At 62.4% G+C, this 23,209-nt stretch carries 24 protein-coding genes; 7 read left to right on the top strand and 17 right to left on the bottom strand.

The window, feature by feature from the left end:
• Positions 1-9 precede the first annotated feature (9 nt).
• The 10 genes from L979_RS02105 to L979_RS02060 form a co-directional block, all read right to left on the bottom strand.
• The gene (locus tag L979_RS02105) at positions 10-291 is read right to left on the bottom strand and encodes a cory-CC-star protein (protein WP_047688604.1); all 282 of its coding nucleotides are present in this window, start codon (positions 289-291) and stop codon (positions 10-12) included.
• Entirely contained in the window at positions 288-2,003 is a 1,716-nt protein-coding gene (locus L979_RS02100) for a carbon starvation protein A (RefSeq protein WP_047688602.1), read from the bottom strand. The genes L979_RS02105 and L979_RS02100 overlap by 4 nt, the downstream gene beginning before the upstream one ends.
• Positions 2,004-2,422: 419 nt before the next feature.
• Positions 2,423-2,872 carry a 50S ribosomal protein L9 gene (rplI, locus tag L979_RS02095; RefSeq protein ID WP_047688600.1) on the bottom strand — a complete coding sequence of 150 codons (450 nt, stop codon included), beginning with the start codon at positions 2,870-2,872 and terminating at the stop codon, positions 2,423-2,425.
• Positions 2,873-2,892: 20 nt separating this feature from the next.
• Complete coding sequence (gene rpsR, locus L979_RS02090) at positions 2,893-3,129, bottom strand: 30S ribosomal protein S18 (protein WP_047688597.1); 237 nt, start codon at positions 3,127-3,129, stop codon at positions 2,893-2,895.
• A gap of 155 nt (positions 3,130-3,284) precedes the next feature.
• Positions 3,285-3,905: a single-stranded DNA-binding protein gene (locus tag L979_RS02085; protein WP_047688596.1), complete on the bottom strand. Its 621-nt coding sequence runs from the start codon at positions 3,903-3,905 to the stop codon at positions 3,285-3,287.
• Positions 3,906-4,010: 105 nt separating this feature from the next.
• Entirely contained in the window at positions 4,011-4,352 is a 342-nt protein-coding gene (gene rpsF, locus L979_RS02080) for a 30S ribosomal protein S6 (RefSeq protein ID WP_047688594.1), read from the bottom strand.
• Positions 4,353-4,488: 136 nt separating this feature from the next.
• Complete coding sequence (locus L979_RS02075) at positions 4,489-5,736, bottom strand: hypothetical protein (protein ID WP_047688592.1); 1,248 nt, start codon at positions 5,734-5,736, stop codon at positions 4,489-4,491.
• A gap of 7 nt (positions 5,737-5,743) precedes the next feature.
• Positions 5,744-7,000 (bottom strand): glycosyltransferase 87 family protein, encoded by a 1,257-nt coding sequence (locus tag L979_RS02070; RefSeq protein ID WP_231559353.1) that lies wholly within the window; start codon positions 6,998-7,000, stop codon positions 5,744-5,746.
• The gene (locus L979_RS02065; RefSeq protein WP_052209348.1) at positions 6,993-8,327 is read right to left on the bottom strand and encodes a glycosyltransferase family 87 protein; all 1,335 of its coding nucleotides are present in this window, start codon (positions 8,325-8,327) and stop codon (positions 6,993-6,995) included. The genes L979_RS02070 and L979_RS02065 overlap by 8 nt, the downstream gene beginning before the upstream one ends.
• Positions 8,320-9,750 carry a CCA tRNA nucleotidyltransferase gene (locus L979_RS02060; protein ID WP_052209347.1) on the bottom strand — a complete coding sequence of 477 codons (1,431 nt, stop codon included), beginning with the start codon at positions 9,748-9,750 and terminating at the stop codon, positions 8,320-8,322. The genes L979_RS02065 and L979_RS02060 overlap by 8 nt, the downstream gene beginning before the upstream one ends.
• A 75-nt stretch (positions 9,751-9,825) precedes the next feature.
• On the opposite strand from L979_RS02060, the gene L979_RS02055 reads away from it, so the two are divergent.
• The 6 genes from L979_RS02055 to L979_RS02030 all read left to right on the top strand — a co-directional run bounded on the left by L979_RS02055 (position 9,826) and on the right by L979_RS02030 (position 16,634).
• The gene (locus tag L979_RS02055; RefSeq protein WP_047688590.1) at positions 9,826-10,326 is read left to right on the top strand and encodes an NUDIX hydrolase; all 501 of its coding nucleotides are present in this window, start codon (positions 9,826-9,828) and stop codon (positions 10,324-10,326) included.
• A gap of 90 nt (positions 10,327-10,416) precedes the next feature.
• Positions 10,417-12,084 carry a murein biosynthesis integral membrane protein MurJ gene (murJ, locus tag L979_RS02050; RefSeq protein WP_047688589.1) on the top strand — a complete coding sequence of 556 codons (1,668 nt, stop codon included), beginning with the start codon at positions 10,417-10,419 and terminating at the stop codon, positions 12,082-12,084.
• A gap of 131 nt (positions 12,085-12,215) precedes the next feature.
• Positions 12,216-13,634 (top strand): hypothetical protein, encoded by a 1,419-nt coding sequence (locus L979_RS02045; RefSeq protein WP_047688586.1) that lies wholly within the window; start codon positions 12,216-12,218, stop codon positions 13,632-13,634.
• A 129-nt stretch (positions 13,635-13,763) separates the two neighbouring features.
• Entirely contained in the window at positions 13,764-14,792 is a 1,029-nt protein-coding gene (gene trxB / locus L979_RS02040) for a thioredoxin-disulfide reductase (RefSeq protein ID WP_081993604.1), read from the top strand.
• A gap of 52 nt (positions 14,793-14,844) precedes the next feature.
• A complete protein-coding gene (gene trxA / locus L979_RS02035) occupies positions 14,845-15,174 on the top strand; it encodes a thioredoxin (RefSeq protein ID WP_047688584.1) in 330 nt (109 codons plus the stop codon).
• A 242-nt stretch (positions 15,175-15,416) separates the two neighbouring features.
• Positions 15,417-16,634, top strand: coding sequence for a peptidoglycan-binding protein (locus L979_RS02030; RefSeq protein ID WP_047688582.1), 1,218 nt, complete (start codon positions 15,417-15,419; stop codon positions 16,632-16,634).
• A 78-nt stretch (positions 16,635-16,712) separates the two neighbouring features.
• Here the strand turns inward: L979_RS02030 and L979_RS02025 are convergent, their stop codons facing one another.
• Positions 16,713-17,873 carry a ParB/RepB/Spo0J family partition protein gene (locus L979_RS02025; RefSeq protein WP_369792958.1) on the bottom strand — a complete coding sequence of 387 codons (1,161 nt, stop codon included), beginning with the start codon at positions 17,871-17,873 and terminating at the stop codon, positions 16,713-16,715.
• Here L979_RS02025 and L979_RS02020 point away from each other — a divergent pair.
• Positions 17,800-18,159 (top strand): hypothetical protein, encoded by a 360-nt coding sequence (locus tag L979_RS02020; RefSeq protein ID WP_157980516.1) that lies wholly within the window; start codon positions 17,800-17,802, stop codon positions 18,157-18,159. The two genes, L979_RS02025 and L979_RS02020, sit on opposite strands and share 74 nt — an antisense overlap.
• A 377-nt stretch (positions 18,160-18,536) precedes the next feature.
• Here L979_RS02020 and L979_RS02015 read toward each other — a convergent pair whose 3' ends face one another.
• From L979_RS02015 to rnpA, 6 genes are all read right to left on the bottom strand, one after another.
• A complete protein-coding gene (locus L979_RS02015; RefSeq protein WP_047688578.1) occupies positions 18,537-19,391 on the bottom strand; it encodes a ParA family protein in 855 nt (284 codons plus the stop codon).
• Positions 19,392-19,675: 284 nt separating this feature from the next.
• Positions 19,676-20,356: a 16S rRNA (guanine(527)-N(7))-methyltransferase RsmG gene (gene rsmG / locus L979_RS02010; protein WP_081993600.1), complete on the bottom strand. Its 681-nt coding sequence runs from the start codon at positions 20,354-20,356 to the stop codon at positions 19,676-19,678.
• Positions 20,357-20,398: 42 nt separating this feature from the next.
• Complete coding sequence (locus tag L979_RS02005; protein WP_081993598.1) at positions 20,399-21,043, bottom strand: R3H domain-containing nucleic acid-binding protein; 645 nt, start codon at positions 21,041-21,043, stop codon at positions 20,399-20,401.
• Between the two features lie 86 nt (positions 21,044-21,129).
• A complete protein-coding gene (gene yidC, locus L979_RS02000; RefSeq protein ID WP_081993595.1) occupies positions 21,130-22,275 on the bottom strand; it encodes a membrane protein insertase YidC in 1,146 nt (381 codons plus the stop codon).
• A 33-nt stretch (positions 22,276-22,308) separates the two neighbouring features.
• Entirely contained in the window at positions 22,309-22,815 is a 507-nt protein-coding gene (gene yidD, locus L979_RS14900) for a membrane protein insertion efficiency factor YidD (protein ID WP_081993593.1), read from the bottom strand.
• Positions 22,808-23,170, bottom strand: a complete 363-nt coding sequence (rnpA, locus tag L979_RS01990) for a ribonuclease P protein component (RefSeq protein ID WP_047688576.1) — start codon at positions 23,168-23,170, stop codon at positions 22,808-22,810. Before rnpA ends, yidD begins: the two co-directional genes overlap by 8 nt.
• Positions 23,171-23,209 lie beyond the last annotated feature (39 nt).

Raw genomic sequence — 23,209 nt, 5'->3', positions numbered from 1 at the left:
TGGGATCTCCTAACAGCATGAGATGTGCTCCAAGGGGCTGCGTTCCAGGCCCATCCGACGGTGCCAGTCATGGAACTGGTCATACACGGAGGACAAAAGTTCGATCGTGTAGTAACTGGCGGGGTTGGGCACGCCCAGAGCTTCGGACATCACGATCACCATGAACAGGTCGTCTTCATCCTGCCGAGCCCTTGCAAAAGTCCGCCGGTAAGGCCCGCTGTAGAAATCCTGCAGTCCCGCCCACACCCGTGACAGGCGTGAACGGGACTGCCGGGAGGCGGAGCCGGTCACCGTCGGCCGACTCGCTCTGCCTCTTGTTGGGCGATCTCCGCCAGTTCGGCGTCGTCATCACCGGAGTAATTGCGGGCGCCCTTCATGGCGATCACCGCTTCCACAATCACCCACAGGGCTGCCACCAGGATGATCACGTCCAGCACCAGCAACAACCAGTTCTGGTCCGCGTAGAACGTGCCCAGCTGGATGAACAGCGCGTAGACGGTCATGGCGGCCACGAACACCAGCGGAATCAAAGCAGGCAACGGGGTGATTCCGCGGCGCATGAGCATGATGGCCACGATCGACAACGTCAAGGCCGCCATCAGCTGGTTGGTGGTGCCGAACAGCGGCCAGATCAGCATGCCGCCGGAACCATCCGCCCCGGCACCAAAGGTCAGGGCCAGTGCCACACCCACAGCGATCAGGGTGGCCAGGAACTTGCCCAGTCGAACCCCGGCCAGTTCGCCAATCTCCTGCACCACAAAACGCTGCAGGCGGACACCGGTGTCCATGGTGGTGGCGGCGAACAGGATGGCGGTGGTGGCCATGACCGTGGCAGCCAGGGACTGCGGCAGCCTGATCCCGTTCTCCACAATGGTGCCGCCGCCCTCCACAAAAGCGGCCACACCGCCGTCGTTGAACGCCTGGTACACGGCTTCCCACTGCTGCAGCGTGGCGTAACCGGCGGTGGTGGCGATGATGGCACCCAAGGCCAGCAGGCCTTCACCCACGGCACCGAAGTACCCCACAAATCGGGCGTCGGTTTCCTTGGCCAACTGCTTGGAAGAGGTTCCGGAACTCACCATGCCGTGGAAGCCGGAAATGGCACCACAGGCAATGGTCACAAACAGCAGCGGCACCAACGACGGCGTCCCGTCCGGCACGTTGGTGTTGTAGACGGGGGCAACGATCTCCGGACGGGCAATCAGAACCGACCCGTAGAGAATGCCCAGAGCAATGAACAACTGCAGACCGTTGATGTAGTCACGCGGCTGCAACAGCATCCAGACCGGCAGCATGGAGGCGATGCCGGCGTAGAGGAAGAGCAGGATGATCCACACAGCACGGTCCGGCAGTCCGAACACGGTCTCCGGCAGAGCCAGCGGGACGTTGCCGCCGATCCAGATCAGCGTGTAGAGCGCCACCACGCCCACCACGGAGACGATCGGCAGGTTCCACTTGAGGCGGTAGATCGCCTGACCCACCAGCAGGGCCACCAACAACGCACCCCACGTGGGGATCACGGCGGTGGGGGTGGAGATCAGCAAGTTGGTGATCACCACGGCAAAAGCCGCGTTGACCATCAGCAACAACAGGAAGATGACCACCAGGAACAGGTTGCGGCCGCGAGCACCGATGTAACGCCCGGAGAGCGCACCGATGGACTGCCCGCGGTTGCGGATGGATGCCCACAGCGCACCCAGATCGTGCATTCCGGCAAAGAAGATGGTGCCGATGGTGACCCACAGAAACGCCGGTCCCCAGCCCCAGATCACGGCGACGGCGGGGCCAACAATCGGTGCCGCTCCCGCCACGGAGGTGAAGTGGTGACCCCACAGAACGTACTTGTTGGTGGGGACGTAGTCCACGCCGTCCTCCAGTTGGACGGCGGGGGTCTTGCGTGAGTCATCCAGGTTGTAGATGTGCTGTGCCAGGAAGCGTGAGTAGAGGAAGTAGCCGCCCAAGATCATGAGAATGCCGATCAGGGCGAGAACCAAGGAGTTCATGAGGGGGACCTCCGGTCGGTGGGCTTGTTGAAGGCTCGCAGTCCGGGCAACACATCTGCGCAGCAGGTGGTGCGTGCCCCGTGGATCGAACGGATATGTTGAAAGTCACAGAAGTCTAGTGGGTGGCCTCCAAAATTTCCGGCAACCCACCCACCAAGGCCGGCAGATGAAAATCAGATGGCTGCTGAACAGTGAGTTGTTCCGTCCATGCGAGCCCTCTCTCCACCGAGCATCGACTTGTGCCGCCCATCAGCTCTGATGGGCGGCACAGCTCACTGCTCAGCGGAAGGTAGTGGGAGATGACCGGAAATACTCACCTCTCGGCCGGCGAGTAGCGGGAGGTGGGTGGCAGTTGAGGAAACAGAAACGCCCCAGACCACATGAGTGGTCGGGGGCGTTTCCAGTTGCTCACCTGAACATCAGGCGGGGACAACCTCGAACTGGACGGTCGCGTTGACGTCCTCGTGCAGACGCACGTTGGCGGAGTAGGTGCCAACAGTCTTGATCTGCTCGCGGATCTCCACGCGGCGCTTGTCGATCGAGCCCAGGCCGGCAGCCTCAACTGCGTCAGCAACCTGCTCGGCCTTGATGGAGCCGAACAAGCGGCCCTCTGCACCGGTCTTGGCGGCAACCTGAACGGTGGTGCCATTCAGCTTGGTGGCCAGTTCCTGAGCGTCTTCCAGGGAAGCCAGCTCGCGGGCGGCACGGGCAGCCTTGATCGATTCGATCTGCTTCTCCGCACCCTTGGTCCACGGGGTTGCGAACCCGCGGGGGAACAGGAAGTTACGGGCGTAGCCGTTCTTGACCTCGACCACGTCACCGGCCGAACCGAGGCCGGAGACCTCGTGAGTCAGGATGATCTTTGCCATGAGTTCTGGTTCCTTTCCGATCAGCGGCCGGAGCCGGCGTAGGGAAGCAGAGCGACCTCACGGGCGTTCTTGATCGCCTGGGCGATCTTGCGCTGCTCCTGGACGGACACGCCGGTTACCCGGCGGGCGCGGATCTTTCCGCGATCGGAAATGAACTTGCGCAGCAACGCAACGTCCTTGTAGTCGATCTCGGTCACGCCTGCAGCCTTGAGGGGGTTAGCCTTCGGCTTCGGCTTGCGAATTTCGTTCTTCGCCATCGTGGTGCTCCTTCTGAAGCGTGGAGCCCGCAGGTGCCCTGCGGGATGGAATGGATTGTTGGGACCTTCGAATGAAGTCCCGTGAAACGCGGTCTGCACGCACCGAGCCGGTACGTGTCACGGCGTGGGATCAAGGCCTGAACTCAGGCCACCGATCAGAACGGCGGTTCGTCGTCCTGGCCGGTTCCCCAGTCGTAGTTGCCACCGGAGGACTGGCCCCAGGGGTCGTTCTGCTGACCGGCCTGCTGGCGCCCACGGCCGCCCTGGTTCCCACCAAAGCCACCCTGATTGCCACCGGACTGGTTGTAGCCAACCTGCTGGTTGCCGCCACCGCCACGGTTGCCACCGAAGCCGCCGTCGTCGTAGTTGCTGCCCTGGCCGCCACCAAAGTTTCCGCCGCCGCCCCCTCCACGGGAGTTGCGGTTGATCTTGGCGGAGGCAAAGCGCAGCGACGGGCCGACTTCCTCGACCTCAAGCTCCATGACCGTGCGGCGTTCGCCTTCCTTGGTGTCAAAGGAACGCGAGCGCAGGCGGCCCTGACAGATCACGCGGGTGCCCTTGGTCAGGGTTTCTGCCACGTTCTCTGCGGCTTCACGCCAGACCGAGCAGCGCAGGAACAGGGTTTCCCCGTCCTTCCACTCATTGGACTGGCGGTCGAACTGGCGCGGGGTTGATGCGATCGTGAAGTTCGCAACGGCCGCACCAGAAGGTGTGAAGCGCAGTTCAGGGTCTGCGGTCAGGTTGCCGATAACGGTGATGACTGTGTCGCCAGCCATTGTGGGTCCTCCGGATCGAGTCGCGTATCTGGTGCGGGGAAGGCTCTGAGTCAGAGACCATCATCACACCGGGGTCCGACACCACATGGGCGTCAGGGTCAAACCTCAGGCCTCGGCGGGAACGGGCTCGCCGTTGACGTCGTGGTGAGGGTGGATGCGCTGCTCCTCAGGGCGGATGATCTTGGTGCGCATGATGGCCTCGTTGAGGTTCAGCACACGGTCGAGTTCCTGAGCGGTAGCGGGCTCGGAGTGGAAGCGCACAACGGCGTAAATGCCTTCGGACTTCTTCTGGATTTCGTAGGCCAGACGACGACGGCCCCAGATGTCGACGTTGTCGAGGGTGCCGTTCTCGCGGGTGACGACCTCGAGGAACTTCTTCAGGGTCGGCTCGACCGCGCGGTCGTCAACCTCGGGGTTGATGATGACCATCAGCTCGTACTCACGCATGTAAGAACCCACCTCCTTCGGGCTAAGCGGCTGTGGCATTTCCACAGCAGGAGGTTCAATGCGTGTCCGTATCTGCGGCTCCCAGGCCGGGAACGCACAAAACACAGACCTACCAACGCTACTACACGGCCACAGCTCAGTCGAGGTTGACAGTGATCTCCGCGCTGGATCCGTCGGAGGTCACATTCACGTGGACGGGGAAGTTGATGGTTTCCTCCACCCGGCGTCCGTCTTCCAGGTAGGTCAGGCGGGCTTGGGCGGCGGAGTGCTCAGAGGCCTTCCAGTCGAGTTGGCTGCCGGTGTCCTCATCCGGCACCAGCCACAGGGACGGCCGGGAGACCAGTTCCCATTCCACGTTCTCAATGGAGGATCCCAGGGCAGGGGCCTCCAGCGGTGTGGGGGAGGCCGTGGTGGTGGGGGTTGCCATGGGGCTCTCCGGAGCCTGCGCATTGGGGACGTTGCCATCCGCCCAACGCTGGGACCTGGGGCAGTCGGAGGGTGCCACGGAGTTCTGGGACATGCAGTCGTCAATTTTCTCCGCTATGGCTTGATCCACCTCTTCCCACAGGTTGGGTGAGGGTTCCAGCTCAATGGTCACCTCATGGGATGAGGGGTCATCCAATTGCACAGTGACCGGGTCAAGGGGGGTTTTCAGGATGTAGTCGCCGTTCTGGGGCAGGTCCACCACAAACTGGCCGGGCATGGCCTCCCAGGTCCAGAGTCCACCACTGCCATCGGCGGCAGCACGGTCCCGGGCGCTGAGCCGCTGGTTCACACCATTGATGGTGATCGCAGAAGTTCCTGGGCTGATCACGCTGAGGGTTGCGGATTCGTGGTCCTGCAGCACCCAGGAGTCGTTGAAGGGCCCTGTGCGGTGCTCCTTGAGCACACTCCAGGTATGCTCCTCACCCTGGCTGTGGCCCTCCGGAACTTCACCGTCGGCCCACCACACCTTCGCGCTGACCGCACCACTGTCCCCGTTGGTCTGAACGTCCGTGATTTCCCACCGGTCAATCCGACCTTCGGCCGCCCGGTAGGCGCGGTTGGGCAGTGCGGAGGCCCCGGAGTAGCCGAATCCGGTGGAGAAAGTGGCCAGTCCTTGCCGGGAGCTGCCATCCACCATGGACTGCAGCCAGCTCTCCACGGGATCCTGGGGTTTGCGTTCCACCAGCATCCAGTTCACGCTCAGACCGATCACGGACACAGCGATCACCACCACCACCAGCCAGGTCCACAGGGATCGGCGCACCTTCTGGGTCCGGTCCCGGTCCCCCAGGGCCACCAGTTTGGGCAGAACATCCCACTTGTGCCGACGTTCGACGTCGGGCTCATGCGGTTCAGGCTGAACAGGCTGGTAATCGGTGGTGTTGCGGTGGCTGCTCATGCGCGGATCACATGTTCTTGGCGTGGATGCCGATCAACAGGGCCCGCTTGCCACGCTGGATGTCGATGATCACCACCACCAGGAACCACAGCAGGGCAACAAAGCGGGCCACGGCAAAAATCTCCTGCGGAGTCCAGGAGCCCTGGGCGAACAGCGGTTGGGTCTCCCATCCGCCGGCCGGGGCGTTGAGCGTGGCCCAGTACCCGATCTCCACGGCCTGCCAGATGAAGAACTCGATCCAGGAACGCCGTGCCAGCACCACCAGCGGCACCATCCACACGGACTGCAGAAGGGACCATTCCCGCCCGAACAGGGTGGCCACGATCAACAGCAACAGCAGCACCTGGACAATGCTGGGATCCTTGCCTGCCATCAGGGTCACCAGAAGCACGGCGACGACGGCGAGCAACACCACCACCAGGGACAGGGTCTGCAAGGACTCCGGGGTGATGGACAGGCCCGTGGGACCTGCGATCACGGAGTTCCAGACATCCCACACGGTGCTGTTCTGCACGGGTGCGTTCAACGAATCCAGGAACTGCTGACGCCAGCGGTCGAACTCCGTGACCATGAACGGCCCGTTGACCGCGGCAAAAAAGATCACGGAGGACAGCAGCGCAATGAAGAAGTCACCGATGTAGCGGTAGCGCGCAGCCATGAAGAGGATGGCCACCAGCACCAGGGCCGGCAGAAGGTTGACCGTTGATCCCAGACCGATCCACAGACCCGCGATCCCCGGCGAACCGCGGATGTAGGAGGCCACGGCCAGCATCATGAACATCACGGCCCACAGGTCCCAGGCGGTGAAGCCCACCAGCAGGACGGTGGGTGCAAAGGCCATGACCACGGGATCAGAGGGCTGTTTGCCGGAGAGCCCGGCCACGGTGGCAATGATGATCACCCAGACCATGGCGGTGAGCACCACGGTCAGATCCAGCACCGTGTTGGCGTTGAGTTCAATGTTGAAGGCCTGCGCCAGGCCTGTGGTCATCCACCCCAGGACGGAGGTGAACATGCCCACCACAATGGGCTGATCCCCCGTGGGTCCGCCGGTGAAGAAGCCTTGCAACATGGTTCCGGGGGTCACGCTGAGATCCCCGGGATTCAGTTCCGTGGCGCACAGACCCGGGAAGCGATTGGCAACGTCCCATTCGGGGACTCGGCAGGGCACGCGCAGCAGGAAGGAGAACAGGACGGCCAGAATGCCGATCACAAAAACCACAAAGCCGTTGGCTCCGCGCCTGCCCTTTTTGGCTTCAGCCATGGGTGACTCCCTCCTTCCTGGCACTGCTGCCGGCACCCTGCGGTGCCGTTTCGGCCGGGTTCACTGTAGCGCTGAGTGGCACCAAATCCCGCGGGGCCCGGCCGCGCATGACGTCCGTGACGGTGGCCGCACAGATGGCGACGACGGCGATCACGTGCAGGATCACAGCCACCGCGTAGACGGCAGTCCAGAACTGCGCCAGGCCTGATTCCGGTGTGGCATGGTGCAGCCAGTTGAAGATGGCGATCCAGTGAAAGACCTCAATCACCTGCCACGCCAGGAACTGTGCCATTTTGGGCCGGGCCAGAATCACCAGAGGAACCAGCCACAGCACAAACTGTGGTGAGTAGACCTTGTTGGTCAGCACAAAGGCGGCCACGATCAACAGGCTCAGCTGTTCGATGGTGGGTGTTTTGGGCGCCAACAACCCGATTCCCAGAACCGCCAGGCAGCACAGGGCGAATCCGCCGTAGGCCAGTACGTTGATGGTCTCCGCGCTCAGGGTTGGTGCACCGATCTGTGGCGCGAGCGCCACGTTCCACACGTGGTACACGGAGGAGAATCCCGCTCCGCGGTCTGAGGAGAAGGACCAGAAGAAGCTCCACTGCTGGGGATCCAGCAGATAGAAGGGGAGATTGACGGCCACCCATGTACCGGCCGCGGCCAACCCGGCAGCAATCATGGGACGGAACGTGCGCGTACGGATCCCCACCACAATCAAGGCACCGAGCAACAGGAAGGGCCACAGCTTCAAGGCCGTGCCCAGCCCCAGCATGACGCCGCCCAGCACCCAGCTCTCACGCCGGAAGAACCAGATGGCTGCCACCACCGTGAGCACCGGGAACAGGTCCCAGTTGATGGCGGCAGTGGCGGCAACCGCCGGGGCCAAGGCCACCACCACGGCAAAGCGTGGGTGGACCACCAGGCGGGCCAAAATCAGGACCGTGACGATCCACACCGCCAGAAGCACTGCCACATTGACGTCAAAATATATGCTCTGAGCGGTATGTACGGATCGGTCGCCACCGATCCAGTAGGTGAACATGCCTGTCAAAGAGGCAATCACCGTTTGCAGGACCGGATACTCCAGCAGCGCATCCGGTGACACGTACGGGAAGTTTCCTTCCGCCATGCCGCGCGCACTGTACAAGAACGGGAGGTCCGAGTAGCAGGCACCGGCCATGGGCAGATCACCACGCCAGGTGATCTGGTGACAGGCCAGTCGGATCAACCAGGATGCCGCCACCGCCCACGTGGCAAAGCCCACCAGGGCCCAGGTCCAGAAGCGGGCAGTGGTGCCCAGCGGCACCCAACGGGTTTCACTCACCAGTCTGTGATCCTTGCTGCTGATCTTCCCACCAGCTCAACAACCGCGCGGTGGCTTCTTCCTGACCCAATGATCCTTCATCAAGTCGCAGTTCCAACAGGAAGTTGTAGGCCTGTCCCACGGTGCGGGACGGTCCGATGCCCAGGACTTCCATGATCTGCTGACCGTCCAGATCCGGGCGGACGGCCGCCAGTTCCTCCTGCTCGGCCAACTCCGCGATCCTGCGTTCCAGATCGTCGTAGGCATGGGCCAGGCGCTGGGACTTCCGTTTGTTGCGTGTGGTCACATCCGAGCGGGTGAGCAGGTGCAGGCGCTCCACCTGGTCCCCGGCATCACGCACGTAGCGCCGCACGGCCGAGTCCGTCCAGCCGGCCTCCCCGTATCCGTAGAACCGCATGTGCAGTTCCACCAGTCGGGTCACGGTCTTGATGGTGTCGTTGTCAAAATGCAGGGCCTTCATCCGCTTGCGCGTGATCTTGGCACCCACAACGTCGTGATGGCGGAAGGTCACCCCGCCGTCGTCGTTGAATCTCCGGGTGGCAGGCTTGCCGACGTCGTGCATCAGGGCGGCAAACCGCAGCGGGAAATCCGGTCCCGGCACGGGGCCGTCCGCAGATTCATGACCGGCTGCCTGTTCCATGACCGTCAAGGAGTGCTGGTAGACGTCCTTGTGGTGATGCGCCGAGTCCGTCTCCAACTTCAGCGCCGGAACCTCCGGAAGCACAATCTGTGCCAAGCCGGTGTCCACCATGATCTCCACCCCGCGGCGGGGATCGATCCCGTTGATCAACTTGACCAGCTCGTCCCGGACACGCTCCGCGGAGACGATCTCCAACCGGGCCGCCATCTCCGTCATGGCCGTGAGCACCTCCGGGGCCACGTCCATGCCCAATTGGGAGGCGAACCGGGCGGCACGCATCATGCGCAAGGGGTCGTCGTCGAAAGAGGATTCAGGGGTCCCGGGGGTGCGCAGAATCTTCGCGTGAAGATCCCGCACGCCGCCGTGCAGATCCACCAGTTCCAAGGAGGGCAGACGCAAGGCCATGGCGTTGACCGTGAAATCCCGGCGCACCAGGTCCTCCGCCAGCTCCGTGCCGAAAGCCACCGTGGGTTTGCGTGAGGTGGGATCGTAGGCCTCGGCACGGTACGTGGTGATCTCCAGCTGCATGTCACCGCGGCGCATGCCGATGGTGCCGAAATCCCTGCCGATCTCCCAGACCGCATCCGCCCACCCCTTGACCACGGCCAGTGTCTGATCTGGTGTGGCATCTGTGGTGAAGTCCAGATCCGTGGCCAACCGCCCCAGAAAAAGGTCCCGGACGGGCCCGCCCACCAGGGACAGATCATGACCGGCTGCCTCAAAAAGGCGCCCGGCTTCCAGGACCACATCGGGCACGGCGGAGGTATCGATCAGCTGCGTCATCGCAGCCCATCATTCCAGACCGGGCAGCCGGTCACCTTGAGGAGCCCTGCGGCAAGTACGGCTAGGCTGGTTCGCATGACTTTCCCCGTTCCCAGCGCACCCAAGAAGCGGCCGGCAGCACCGGCCGCAGCGCTGCCCACGGTGGAAGAGGTCTCTGCCGGAGGGGTCGTCGTCGATCTTGAAACCCCAGGTCACCCCGTGGCCATCATCGCCCGGATCAACCGGGGCGGACGCCTGGAATGGTGTCTGCCCAAGGGTCATCCCGAGGGGCGGGAAACGGATGCGCAGGCCGCCGTCCGTGAGATCGAGGAGGAAACCGGAATCGCCGGGGAGATCCTGTCACCGTTGGGCAGCATCGACTACTGGTTCTCCGTCTCCGGTCACCGGGTTCACAAGACCGTGCACCACTTCCTGCTGGAAGCCACGGGCGGTCACCTGACCACGGAGAATGATCCTGATCACGAGGCCGTTGATGTGGCCTGGGTCAACATGGATGACCTGGGGCGCAAGTTGTCTTTCCCCAATGAGCGGCGCATCGCCGAGATAGCGCGCGAATACATCATCCATCAGCTCTAGGCTGGTCCCCGAACTCAATGGGACTCATCGGTACGCACATCGTGGCCGAGCCGCCCCCGCCACCCTCAACGGCAACACGAAGGAGCGCACATGGCCCGCTCAGGTGCGGTTTCCAGCGCCATCATGGCTTCCGGCACGCTGGTCTCCCGCGTCCTGGGATTCATCAAGGCCATCCTTCTGGCCGTCGCCATCGGCAGCTTGTCCAACATTGCCAACATCTTTGACGTGGCCATCAACCTGCCCAACCTGATCTACGTGCTGGTGGCGGCGGGTGTGTTCAACTCGGTCCTGGTGCCACAGGTGATCAAGGCCTCCAAGAACTCCACCGACGACGGCGCCGATTACATCTCACGCTTGATGACCCTGGCCGTGATCGGTATGGCCGTGATCACGTTGGTGGTGGTGCTGCTGACCGTCCCCATCATCACCATCATGACTCCGGGGTGGGAGGCGGGCCATCGATCCCTGGCCATCACTTTCGCCTTGTTCACGCTGCCTCAGATCTTTTTCTACGGCGTCTACACGGTCATGGGCCAGGTGCTCAATGCCAAGGGTGCCTTCGGCTGGTTCATGTGGACACCGGCCCTGAACAACGTGATCGCCATTGCAGGTCTGCTGGTGTTCATTCAGCAGTTCGGCAGTTACGCCTCCGTCCAGCACGACCTTGACACCTGGACCAATGCGCAGACGTTCTGGTTGGTGGTGATCTCCACGGTGGGCGTTGCCTCCCAGGCCTTGATCCTGCTGTGGCCCCTGAGCCGCCTGGGCCTGGATCTGCGCCCCAAGTTCGGATGGCGCGGTATCGGGCTCTCCACGGCAGCCAAACTCTCCGGTTGGACCCTGGCCACCGGCGTGATCGCCAACCTGGCCTTCCTGGCACTGAGCCGAACCGCCAACATTCCGCAGGCCTACGTGAGTTCTTACCTGGAGGCGGATCCGCCCCAGGTCATTGCTGGTAACTACGCCTTGAACCAGGCCACCATGCTCTACTCGCTGCCGCACGGTGTGATTGGGCTCTCCATTGCCACGGTGCTGTTCAACACCATGGCGGCCGCGGCGGCGGAGAGAAACACCCAAGGAATCAACGCGGCCCTGTCCAAGGCCTTGCGCTATTCCGGGATCGCCAACGTGTTCTTCACAGCCTGCTTGATCGCCTACGCCGGTCCCCTGGGCATGCTGTTCTCCGGCGGGATTCAAGCATCTGGTGCAGTGGTGGGTCAGGTCGTCGTCGTGATTGCAATCGGTGCGCCGTTTTTGACCACGGCCTTCCTGTTCGGGCGCGTGTTCTACGCGCAGGAGGATGCCCGCACCCCGTTCCTGGTGCAGACCCTGATTTCGGCGCTGACCGTGGGGGCGGCCTTTGCCATCCAGCACTGGGTGGAACCCAACCGGATGGTCATGGCCATTGCCGCTTGCTACGCCGCCCAGAACATCCTCTCCACGCTGATCTACCATTTCTGGGCGGTCAAGAGGATCGGTGACTACGGTCTGGGGCAGGTTCTGGAAACGCACGTCCGCTCTTTGGGGGCGGCCATGGTGGCAGCAGGTCTGGGAACCGGTGTGCTCTATCTACTGGGTGGGTGGAGCACGGACGGATGGGCGTGGACCAGTCTGGTCACCGCACTGATCACACTTGCCGCCTGCGGAATCGTCACGGGTGTTCTGTACCTGGTCCTTCTCAAGGTCTTTGGCCTCAAGGAACTACCGGAACTCACCCGCCCGCTCACGGCACGTCTGGCCACCCGGCTCAAGCGCTGAGTTCACCGGCCAGATCCCCGGGTGAATACCACGCCGCCGGGTACACTGCCAACGTCCCCCAACACAGTCTGACCCCCCGCTGAGACCCCACACCGGGGCTGGCGAGGACACTCAACACTTCAGGAGAGCAAGTGCCCCAGCCGATCAGCCTCGGGACCGTTCTGGGCGGTCGCTACAAGGTGTTGGACGAGGTCCTCACAACTGATGAGCAGGATCACATCCTGGGTGGCCAGGACCAGATTCTGGGCCGCGAGGTCACCATCCTGGTGCCTTCCGAGCGGCACACCTCCCGCGTGGTGGAGAACGCGCGTGCCATGGCGATCGGCGCTGTGGATGCGGACCTGCACATCCTGGACCTGGGCCAGTCCGGCTCAACCACCTACCTGGTGACCTCCTTTGCCGCGCCGTCCGTGATCACGGAGGAGCTGCTCTCCGAGCCCGGCACCCTGGATGACGACACCCTCTCCGATGACATCTTTGGCCGCCCCCGTTCGGCAGGCACTGCTGGAACCTACGTGGTGGACGACGGCGAACCCGACTCCGTGGGTGAGGAAACCTCGGAAGAGTTCTTTGACCAGTGGGATGACGATGACATCGACTCCGCACCGGCTGCCCCGGAAATGGAGAAGCACCTGGGCCGCATCAAGCGCGCACCCGAGTCCTCCACGCGGGCCACGCTGTTCGACCGCGCCGCTGCCGGTCGCGGAAGCACCCCCCACAAGGCTCCCGTACGGGACACCCACCGCATTGACCCCACGTACGACGGCGACAACCGCTATGACTCCTATGAGTACGAGTACAACTCGGGGGCCAAGGCCCGCGGTACCGGCGGGGGCGCCACGGAGGCCCTGAACCGCCAGGCTGTGCGCTCCCGCAGTGAACAGTCAGGCTCCGGCTCCACCGCGGCACGTGCCACCGAACGCAAGTCCAACAAGGCCGGTGGCCTCCTGGCCTTGCTGCTGGTGCTTTTGGGTGTGCTGGCTCTGGGTGCCGTGCTGGTGTTCGGCGGCCTGGGCAATTTGTTCACCGGTGGCGAGGGCTCGGAGGACTCCACGGCGGCAGCCACCGATCAAGCCACTGAGCAGACTGTGACGGCCACCCCGGTCTCTGCGCTGCGCCTGGTTCCGGACAACCCCACCTTGATGGCAGACCAGGACGGCACCCTGGAACAGGTCATTGACCAGGATCCGGCCACCACATGGGTCAGCTACGGGTTCAGCAGCCCTGACTTCAGCCAACTGGTGAGCTCGGTCAGTTTGGCGGTGCGCTTTGAGGAGCCCACTGTGATGAACCAGGTTTCCATCACCCAGGAATCCGGGACCGGCGGCTCCTTCACGGTGTACGTGGCGGATGAACCCTCTTTGGACAACGCCACGGAGGTGGGCCAGGGAACCTTCCAGGGTCAGCAGTCCACCGTGGAGCTGGGGGATGCCGCCCGGGACAGCGAACACCAGTACCTGATCGTGGAGTGGACCGAGCTGCCCACCTTGACCCAGCCCATTGCGGGATACAACTACGGTCTGCGCATCGGGGACATCAACGTCACCTGACATGGGCCTGTGACGCCGCATGACCCCCCGTGGGCGTGCCGGCAGCTTGGTGGAATACCTGGCAACCCCTGGGGGTTGAGCACCCATGGAAGCTCAATTTCGGACAACCACGGAAGAAGGCCACGCAACGTGAGCACGGATTTCATCCCGGCCCTGAAACTCGACCTGGGAGCAACACCCCCCGGTCAGACCCAGTCAGCCGCCTCTGCTGAGGCAGCGGGAGAGTCAGAAATTCACGACGTCGTGATCGTGGGCTCAGGTCCTGCCGGTTACACCGCTGCGATCTACACGGCCCGAGCCCACCTGAACCCGGTTGTCCTGGCAGGCTCCGTCACGGCTGGCGGGGATCTGATGAACACCACCGAGGTGGAGAACTACCCCGGGTTCACGGACGGCATCATGGGTCCGGAGCTGATGAGCACCATGGAGGCCCAGGCCGAGCGCTTTGGTGCAGACATCCGTTACGAGGACGCCATCAAGCTGGACCTGGCCGGTGAGATCAAGGAGATCACGGTGGAGGGTGGCCAGGTGCTGCGCGCCAAGGCCGTCATCCTGGCCACTGGCTCGGCCTACCGTGAGTTGGGCCTGGAGGACGAGAAGCGCTTGTCCGGCCACGGTGTTTCCTGGTGCGCCACCTGTGACGGGTTCTTCTTCAAGGGCCAGAACATTGCCGTGGTGGGCGGCGGGGACTCCGCCATCGAGGAGGCCACGTTCTTGACCAAGTTCGCGGACAAGGTGACCTTGATCCACCGTCGGGATGAATTCCGTGCATCCGAGATCATGCAGAAGCGTGCCTTTGACGATCCCAAGATCGAGATCCTGTGGAACAAGCAGGTCATCGGCATCTCCGGTGAAGCCAAGGTGGAGGAACTGAGCCTTGAGGACACCGTGACCGGTGAAGTCAGCCCCTTGGCCGTGACGGGATTGTTCGTGGCCATCGGTTCGGACCCACGGACGGCTTTGTTCAAGGACCAGGTGGAGATCACCCCGGACGGCACGGTGGCCGTGCAGGGGCGCTCTTCCAAGACCTCCCTGCCGGGCGTTTTTGCCGCCGGTGACGTTCTGGATCCCACCTACCGCCAGGCCATCACAGCAGCCGGTTCCGGCTGTGTGGCTGCCATCGACGTCGAGCACTATCTGGCCGGCCACGGCGCCTGAGCGCCTGCCACCCATCCACTGACCAAGCCATCCCGTATTGAAAGGAGCTCCCATGAGCACCATTGACGTCACCACCAGTGAGTTCGAGGCCGAAGTCCTGAACTCGGACAAGCCCGTGATCGTGGACTTCTGGGCTGAGTGGTGCGGTCCCTGCCGCATGGTGGGCCCGGTCCTGGAAGCCATCTCCGATGAACACGCTGATTCCGTCAAGGTGGTCAAGGTCAACGTGGATGACAACCAGGAGATCGCTGCCAAGTACGGCATCACCTCCATCCCGGCCGTGTACCTGTTCAATGACGGCAAGGTGCAGAAGCAGAGCATCGGCGCCAAGCCCAAGGCGGCACTGGAGAAAGAATTCGCTGATTACCTGGGCAGTGAGTGACCCCATTCACCGAGTGCCCGCATGAGCACAACAGTTGCATTGCGATTACTTGTGAGTAAAGCAATGTGAGCACCCGGAACCCCGGCCCCGTGTACCTTTACGGGTCGGGGTTCCCCCGTTGAAGGAGCCCAACTCTCACAAACAGCACCCTTAGTGTTTGGGGAGAGTACAGTTCCACTATCGGTCTCACATCCGTGAGAACACCGTCTGACCACTGATCGCATCACGAGGCACCACACAACATGTCCGAAGACATCACCCAGCCGTTGTTGCACGGCATGAATGACCGCCGCGTTGTTGGACTGCGCGAAAGACTCGTTCGCACGGGCGCAGCAGGCGCCCACCTGGATCCCCGTGATGTCACCACCCCCGCAGCTTTTGACGACGACGTCGACACCGCCGTGCGTGCCTTCCAGCAGACCCACGGCCTGGTGATCGACGGCGTGGTGGGCCCGGAAACGGAACGTCGGCTCAATGAGGCCCAGTACTCCCTGGGTGATCGAAACCTGCAGTGGGATCAGCAAGAACCCATGCGCGGGGACGACGTCGAACGTCTTCAAGAGAACCTTTCCCTGTTGGGTCTCTACTACGGGCACCTGACCGGGACCTTTGACCAGAAAACACATCACGCGGTGGTGGAACTTCAGCAGAGCCTGGGGCTGGAAAGCAACGGTGTGGTGAATCATCAGACCATTGCCGCTCTGGCAAGGGTGAACAAGAAGATTTCCGATTCCAAGGCGTTCTCTTTACGGGATTATCACCGGCTTGAGCGATCCTCGGATGCGATCCGTTCTCAAAAGATCATTTTGGTTCCGGCCATGCACACGGAAGCTCCGGTGATCCCCAGTGGCGCTCCCGATGGTTACCGTGAAACTGCCAAGCGCATCACCACGGATGTTGCAGTACGCACCCACGAGTTGCTGCGGGAAGTCGGCGCCACACCGGTCTTGGTGTCCAAGGAACCTATTGCGGACCGGCACGGTACACAGATCGAGGTTCAGCCCAACATCAGGGAAGCCTTGGACTCCACACGAGACGCTGTGGTTGTTGTGCTGGACTGCGACTGGAATGCCTCTCCGGCTGCCCACGGGGCTTCCGTGTTCTATTGGGGCGATGCAGACCGTGGAGGTGCCACCTTGTCACCGATCGGGCAGCGTGGAGCCACGCTGACACTGCGGGAGATCGTGGCTCGTACCGGAGCACTTGACTTGGGTGCCCACGGACGTCAGTGGGGATTGCTGCGCCTCAACACGGCGCCCACGTTCTCCGTGGATTTGGGCTACATCTCCAATCAGGCTGAACTGAGTCGCCTGGAGAATGCTGAGTACCGCAGCCATCTGGCCAACGCCGTGGTGATCGGCCTCCAGCGGATGTATCTCCAAGCTGCTGATGACTTGCCCACCGGCACCATGAGTGCCGTTGACTTGGCTCGCGAGCTTGCTCGTCGACCCCAGCAGTAAACCTAGTCAGGTTTCACGTGAAACGGCCCGGAACACATGGTGTTCCGGGCCGTTTTGCTTGCTGGTGCGCCAGCGGGATCAGTCCTGGGTCTCCGGCAATCCTTGCGGATCCAAGACTGAGATGATGCGGTTCAGGTCCGCCACAGAGGCGAACTCAATCATCATGCGACCCTTCCTGGCCCCTAGGTTGATTTTCACAGTGGTGTCCAACTTGTCTGAGAAGGCATCGGCAATGTAGTCCAAACGCTCCCGATGCCGTTCTTGAGTAGCGGCACTGCGGCGAACCGCAGGCTTTCGGCTTTTGTTCAACGTGACAGCTTCTTCCGTGGCGCGAACTGAAAGTCCCTCCGCCACAATTCGCTGCGCCAGACGCTCCATCTCCGCAGGATCCTCAAGGGACAAGAGAGCACGTGCGTGCCCAGCAGAGAGCACACCGGCAGCCACTCGGCGTTGAACCAAGGCCGGCAGACGCAGCAGGCGCAAGGTGTTGCTGATCTGCGGACGAGAACGCCCAATTCTGCGGGACAGCTCTTCCTGAGAGGCGCCGAATTCTTCCAAGAGCTGCTGGTATGCGGCTGCCTCCTCCAGCGGATTCAACTGAGAACGATGCAGATTCTCCAACAGTGCGTCACGGAGCAGGTCATCGTCGCTGGTTTCACGAACAATGGCTGGGATGGTCTCTAGCCCTGCACGCTGAGTGGCCCTCCAACGCCGCTCACCCATGACCAACTCGTACTTGGGGCCCTCCGTTTCACGTGAAACACGGACCACTACAGGCTGCAGCACGCCCAGTTCACCGATGGAATAAGCCAGCTCGGCCAGTTCGTCTTCGTCAAAGACTTGTCTAGGCTGTTTGCGGTTCGGGTGGATGTCCTTGACGTTCAATTCCGCAAAACTGGCCCCGGGCACGAGCTGCAGCTCAGCAGCAGTGTCGGGTTCAACCCCAACGGCGCCGGTGTCCGCACCCGACGCACCATCAGGCGCTGCAATGACGTCACTCGGGTCAGGGACCGACTCAGAGGACATTGGGGCGGTCGCCGTTTCACGTGAAACGCCACGCGAATCCACAGTCTCAGGCGGTGTCTCAACCGACCAGTCAGAGACAACATTCTTAGGCGACTCTGTCACGGCCTGTTCGCCAGCGTTTGTTCCGCTCGGCCCTGGCGTGAAGAACATGTCGGATGGTCGCTGTGTGGCAGAGTTCCTGGCTGCGACCCCCATGTCCATGCGTGCCTTCATGGCCTTTTGCCGTGCCTCAGCGCTGACGGTCCGCTTCCTGGACTTGGGTGTTTCACGTGAAACCGTGTCCTCAGTTTCGGCAGGAGAAACCTTGGCTGCGGTCTCGGCACTCGACTTTGACGCTTTAGCACTGGATGAAGCCTTCTTCTTGCCCTTCTTGGGGCCAGTGGTCGGCTGTTTCCGACTGCTTTGGGGGCCGGGTGTACTGTTGGACGCCTCATTGGCCACGGCATCTACAGCAGGGGTGGACCGTTCCATACTGCGTGGCTCAGCGTTGACTGTCTGACGTGAGTTCACCGGCGAGCCACTGGACGCATCGATTGCAACGGACGCTTCACGTAAAACGGGCGTCCCGGACCGTTCCGACGCCTCGGAACCATGATCCTGAGCTTCTGTACTGACCTCCCGGGGAGTCTCCGTCGGTGCACTGGGAATGAGTGCCCCCAGTCCTCGTCCCAAACCTCTGCGTCGCTCTGCCATCTTGTGCTCCCGTCCAGTAGACAATCTGCATCATTCTACGTTGGAGGGCTCACTCGAATGGTGCGTTTCACGTGAAACATCCGACCCAACAACCTGCTCACTTCGGACAGAAAGCAATGGCCCCGTTTCACGTGAAACGGGGCCATGATGGGCGCTCAAGTACTCAGATCATCACGGATCCTGTCACGACGACGCGCCCCGTTCAGCAATCTCAGCAGCAGCCTCCAAATAGGCCAAAGCACCCGTGGACTGGGGATCGTAGGTGATCACGGACTGCTGGTAGCTGGGAGCTTCAGAGATCCTGACGGAACGCGGAATCATGGTCTGCAAGACCTTTTCAGGGAAGTGGCTGCGCACTTCCTCGGCCACCTGGGAGGCCAGATTGGTGCGGCCGTCGTACATAGTCATCATGATGGTGGAAACCTCAAGCTCCGGGTTGAGGTGCTTCTGGATCATGGTGATGTTGTTCAACAGCTGGCTCAATCCTTCCAGTGCGTAGTACTCACACTGAATGGGAATCAGGACCTCGGTGGCTGCCACAAAAGCGTTGATGGTCAGCAGCCCCAAGCTGGGCGGGCAGTCGATGAACACGTAGTCCAAGCGCTCCAGGCCGGCAGCTTCACGGTCCTTCTGGTATTGCGCAATGGCCCGAGACAACCGTTGTTCGCGGGCCACCATGGAGACCAGTTCAATCTCCGCACCTGCCAAGTCAATGGTGGCCGGTGCAACAAACAGACGGTCAGTCTCTGGGGAGGCCACCACCACGTCGTTTAAGGGCATCTCGTCCACCAACACGTCATAGGTGCTGTCCACCTCCGTGGTGTGGGGGACGCCCAGTGCGGTGGAGGCATTGCCCTGTGGATCGTTGTCGATCACCAGTACGTTCTGACCATGCTTGGCCAGTGCCACCGCAAGGTTCACGGACGTACTGGTCTTGCCCACCCCGCCCTTCTGGTTGCTGATGGTGAAGATCCGGGTGCGCTCCGGGGACCTCACGTTCAGATTCTGCAACCGTTCCCGGCGCTGATTCTCCTCCATGAGCTTCCTCCCGAGCGGGCTGTCTCCCGCGGTGTGCTGCAATGATGCTGTGGTGGGTTTGGGTTCGCGCACCGTGGTTCTGGCACGGTCGGGAACCATGGGCTCAGCTGAACCAGCGGGATCAGGTGGCATTCCAACGTCTGCAGCCCCGCGCTGCTGGTGCCTTGACATCAATGAGCCTCCATTGGTTCATATGTGACGTAGATCACTTTTGATCTGAATCTTCAGACCAGCCGGCTCCACCCTACCCGTTGGGTTTTGGTGGATGTCCCCGGCACGTGCGGTCACAGGCTGAGACGCACAACGGTGGTGGGTTCCGTCAACAGTTCCGCCCCCATTGTCAGGATCTCCGTGTCCTGGACCTTCCACCGCTTCAGAGATTTGCGGGCCTTGTCGATCTCTTCGGCAGCGCTGCGTCCCTTCAGAGCCAGCAACTGCCCGTGACCGTTGAGCAGGGGGAGGGTGATGTCCACAAGCCCGGAGAGTGCGGAGACCGCCCGTGCCGTGACCACGTCGATCTCATCCACCTGTTCCTTGGCCTGCTCCCCACGCGCACGCAAGATCCTCACATTGCTCAGCTGCAGGTCATCCACCACTTCCTGCAGCCACACCACTCGCCGTTCCAAGGGTTCGATCAGCGTGAAGTGAGCGTCGGGACGCGCCAGGGCAAGACACAACCCTGGCAGTCCCGCACCGGATCCGACGTCGGCAATGCGCGCGGTATCCGGAATCAGTTCCTGCACCACGGCGCAGTTGAGAACGTGGCGCTCCCACAGCCGCGGTACCTCCCGCGGTCCGATCAGACCGCGGACAATTCCCGACGACGCCAGGTGCGCCACGTAACGCTTGGCCAAGGGCAGTCGGTCGACAAAGAGCTCCTCGGCTGCCGCCAGTGCATCTCCCTCAAGAACCGGTGGCTGTTGAGGCTCGGGGGCGCGGCGCTGTGAATCGGAGATGGTGTCCATGATCTGTTCAGCTCTCTGTGTGCGTTCCTGTTGGGGGAAACCTCAGTTCTGAACAGTCACCACAATGTGGCGGTTGGCCCCTTCACCTTCGGACTCGGAATGCAGCCCGGCCTCGGCAACGACGTCGTGAACAATCTTGCGCTCGTACGGTGACAGCGGGTCCAGGTGGATGCCCTCTCCGGTGGAGCGGGCCTCCTCCACAGCCTTCATGGCCATGTCCCTCAGCTTCTCCGCCCGCTGTGCCCGGTGCCCGGCAATGTCCAGCACCAGGCGGCTGCGGTGCTCCGTGGTGGCCAGCACTGCAAGTCGAACCAGTTCCTGCAGAGAGTCCAGGACTTCACCGTTGGAGCCCACCAGGATGTTGAGGTCCTCGGAAGATTCGTCCTCGGTCAGTACGGAAAGGTAGGTCCGGCCGTTGCGGACCTCGATGTCGATGTCCCCGTCCAGATCCGCCAGGTCCAGCAACTCTTCCAGGTAGTCCGCTGCCACCTCGCCCTCCTCCACCAGAGGGTCCAGGGCGTCGTCGTCGGTGGCGTCTGTGGCAGCAGGGACCGACTGGTCCTGGGCGGAGGACTCTGCCGGAACCTCCACGTCAGCGGCCACGGCCGCCGCATCCACGTGCTGCCCTGGCTGTACGTCACTCACGTCAGTGGTTTCGGCGGCAACTTCTGAGGCGTTCTCACTCATGGGGACTCCTTGTGAACTGTGCGTGGCCCGTGGCCCAGGCCAACGGGGATGTGGTCAAGGGCGGGAGCCTTGCTCCGCGCGACCACCTACTTCTTCTTGAGGGCGGAGGAACCGGATCCACCGCGCTTGCGCGGTTTGTTGGCCGGATTGCCAGAGGTGTTCTGCGGGGTCTCCACCACCTGCTGGTCCTGGCCCGTGACGTCCTCGGCCGTGCCATCCACAACCTCACCGGCAGCAGGCTGGTTCTGCTGACCCTGGCCCTTCTTGGCCTGGGCCTTCTGGCGCTTCTTGCTCATGGGCTGCTGACGCTGACCGGCAGCCGCCTTGGCACGAGCTTCCTCGACCTCGGCCTCGTGCTCTTCCTTGGTCTTGCCCATGGGCGGCAGGCCCTTGGCGGCGCGACGTTCATTGAGCTCACGCTCGGCCTGAGAACCCGGAGTGGGGTTGCGGCGGATCATCCAGTACTGCTGACCCATGGACCACAGGTTGGACACGGTCCAGTAGATCAGCACACCGATCGGGAAGTTGATGCCCGTGATGGCAAAGATGATCGGGAAAATGTAGATGATCATCTGCTGCTGGCGGTACATGGGCGACTGCTTGGTCGCCTCGGACACGTTCTTGCCCGCCAACTGCTTCTGGGAGATGAACATGGTCACGGTCATGGCGATCACCAGAACCACGGCAATGATCACCGTGGAGGTGTGGTTACCATCGCCCGGGGCGCGCAGCGTGGAGAACAGCGGGGCGCCGAACAGGGTGCCGTCGTTGAACTGATGGATCATCTGGGCGTTGAGCACCAGGATGCCCTCGTCGCGCTCGGCGGCACCGCGCACGCCGTTGAGCACCTGGAACAGACCAAAGAAGATCGGCATCTGAGCCAGGATCGGCAGACAGGAGGCCAACGGGTTGACGTTGTGCTTCTTGTAGAGGGCCATCTGCTCCTGGGCCATGGCCTGGCGGGAGACCTGGTCAGTCTTGCCCTTGTACTTGGCCTGCAACTTGGCCATCTCAGGCTGGATGACCTGCATGCCGCGCATGGAACGGATCTGCTTCATGAACAGCGGGATGGTCAGGGTTCGCATGACCAAGGTCAGGCCCACAATGGACAGCACCCAGGTCCAACCGCTGGCCGGGTCCATGCCAATGGCGGTGAAGGCCGAGTGGAAGACCCACAGCACGGCAGACACGGCCCATTTGAAGGGCCAAAGAATCAGATCGAAAAAGTTCATGGTTCATCTCCTTGGGCCACATCCGGCAGCCCGTCAAGAAACTTGAGGCTCTGCCGGGGAACTCTGCCGCGTCGTGTGATCAGCGGGGCTCGAGGATGCAGCCGGGGCGAATGAGGCCAGCAGTCGTGCTAGGTCCTCGGGGGTGGGGTGGTTCAACAACACGATCTTGGGCAGCTGCTCCACGGAGGTGAACGGCCGCCCGCCGTCGGGAACTCTGTCGATTCCGCCGGTTGCCCACGGGTGGCAACGCAGCAGTCTGCGCACTGTCAGTCCCAGTCCACGCAGTGCTCCGTGCCGGGTCAGGGACTCCAGGCCGTAGGCCGAGCAGGTGGGGAAGTGTTTGCACACGTCCCCGTACAGCGGTGAGACCAGCGCGCGGTACACCTTCAGACCGGCGATCAACAGGTTCTGCGGCAGCAACCACAGGATCTGGAAGGCGTTGTTGGGGTGAACGAATTCCGAGGGTGCGGCGTCGAACAAGTCTTGGGAGGATTCGTGCTGCCGGCCGGCAACCCCGTGGTGGTGGCGCGGCTCAGTCATGGCTGCCACCTGCAAATGCTTTGGTGTGTGCTTTGGCCCATGCCGAGTTCCAGTCACCGGAGAGTTGGCTGAAAGTGGCGTGTGCAGATGGCGGCAGGGCACGGACCACGACGTCGTACCCGGCGGGGTGGGTCTGCAAGCTCTGTTCCACCAGGGAACGCAGACGGCGCTTGACCTTGTTGCGGGTCACGGCGTTGCCCACGGCCTTGGAGACCACGAACCCGGCACGAACTGGTTGCTGTGACGCGGTGGGGTGTACGTAGACGACAACGTTCCGGCGACCCTGGCGGGCCCCGGAACGTGTGGTCGCTGCGAAGAGCGTGGACGTGCGCATCCTGTGCTGTGAAGGAAGCACGCGCTCACCCCTTGTGGATTGTGGTCGAACACCTCACCC

The organism is Kocuria sp. ZOR0020, assembly GCF_000800955.1.
Lineage (GTDB): Bacteria > Actinomycetota > Actinomycetes > Actinomycetales > Micrococcaceae > Kocuria > Kocuria subflava.
Note: the sequence above shows the minus strand (reverse complement) of the source record. Positions and strands in the feature narration are given on the sequence as shown.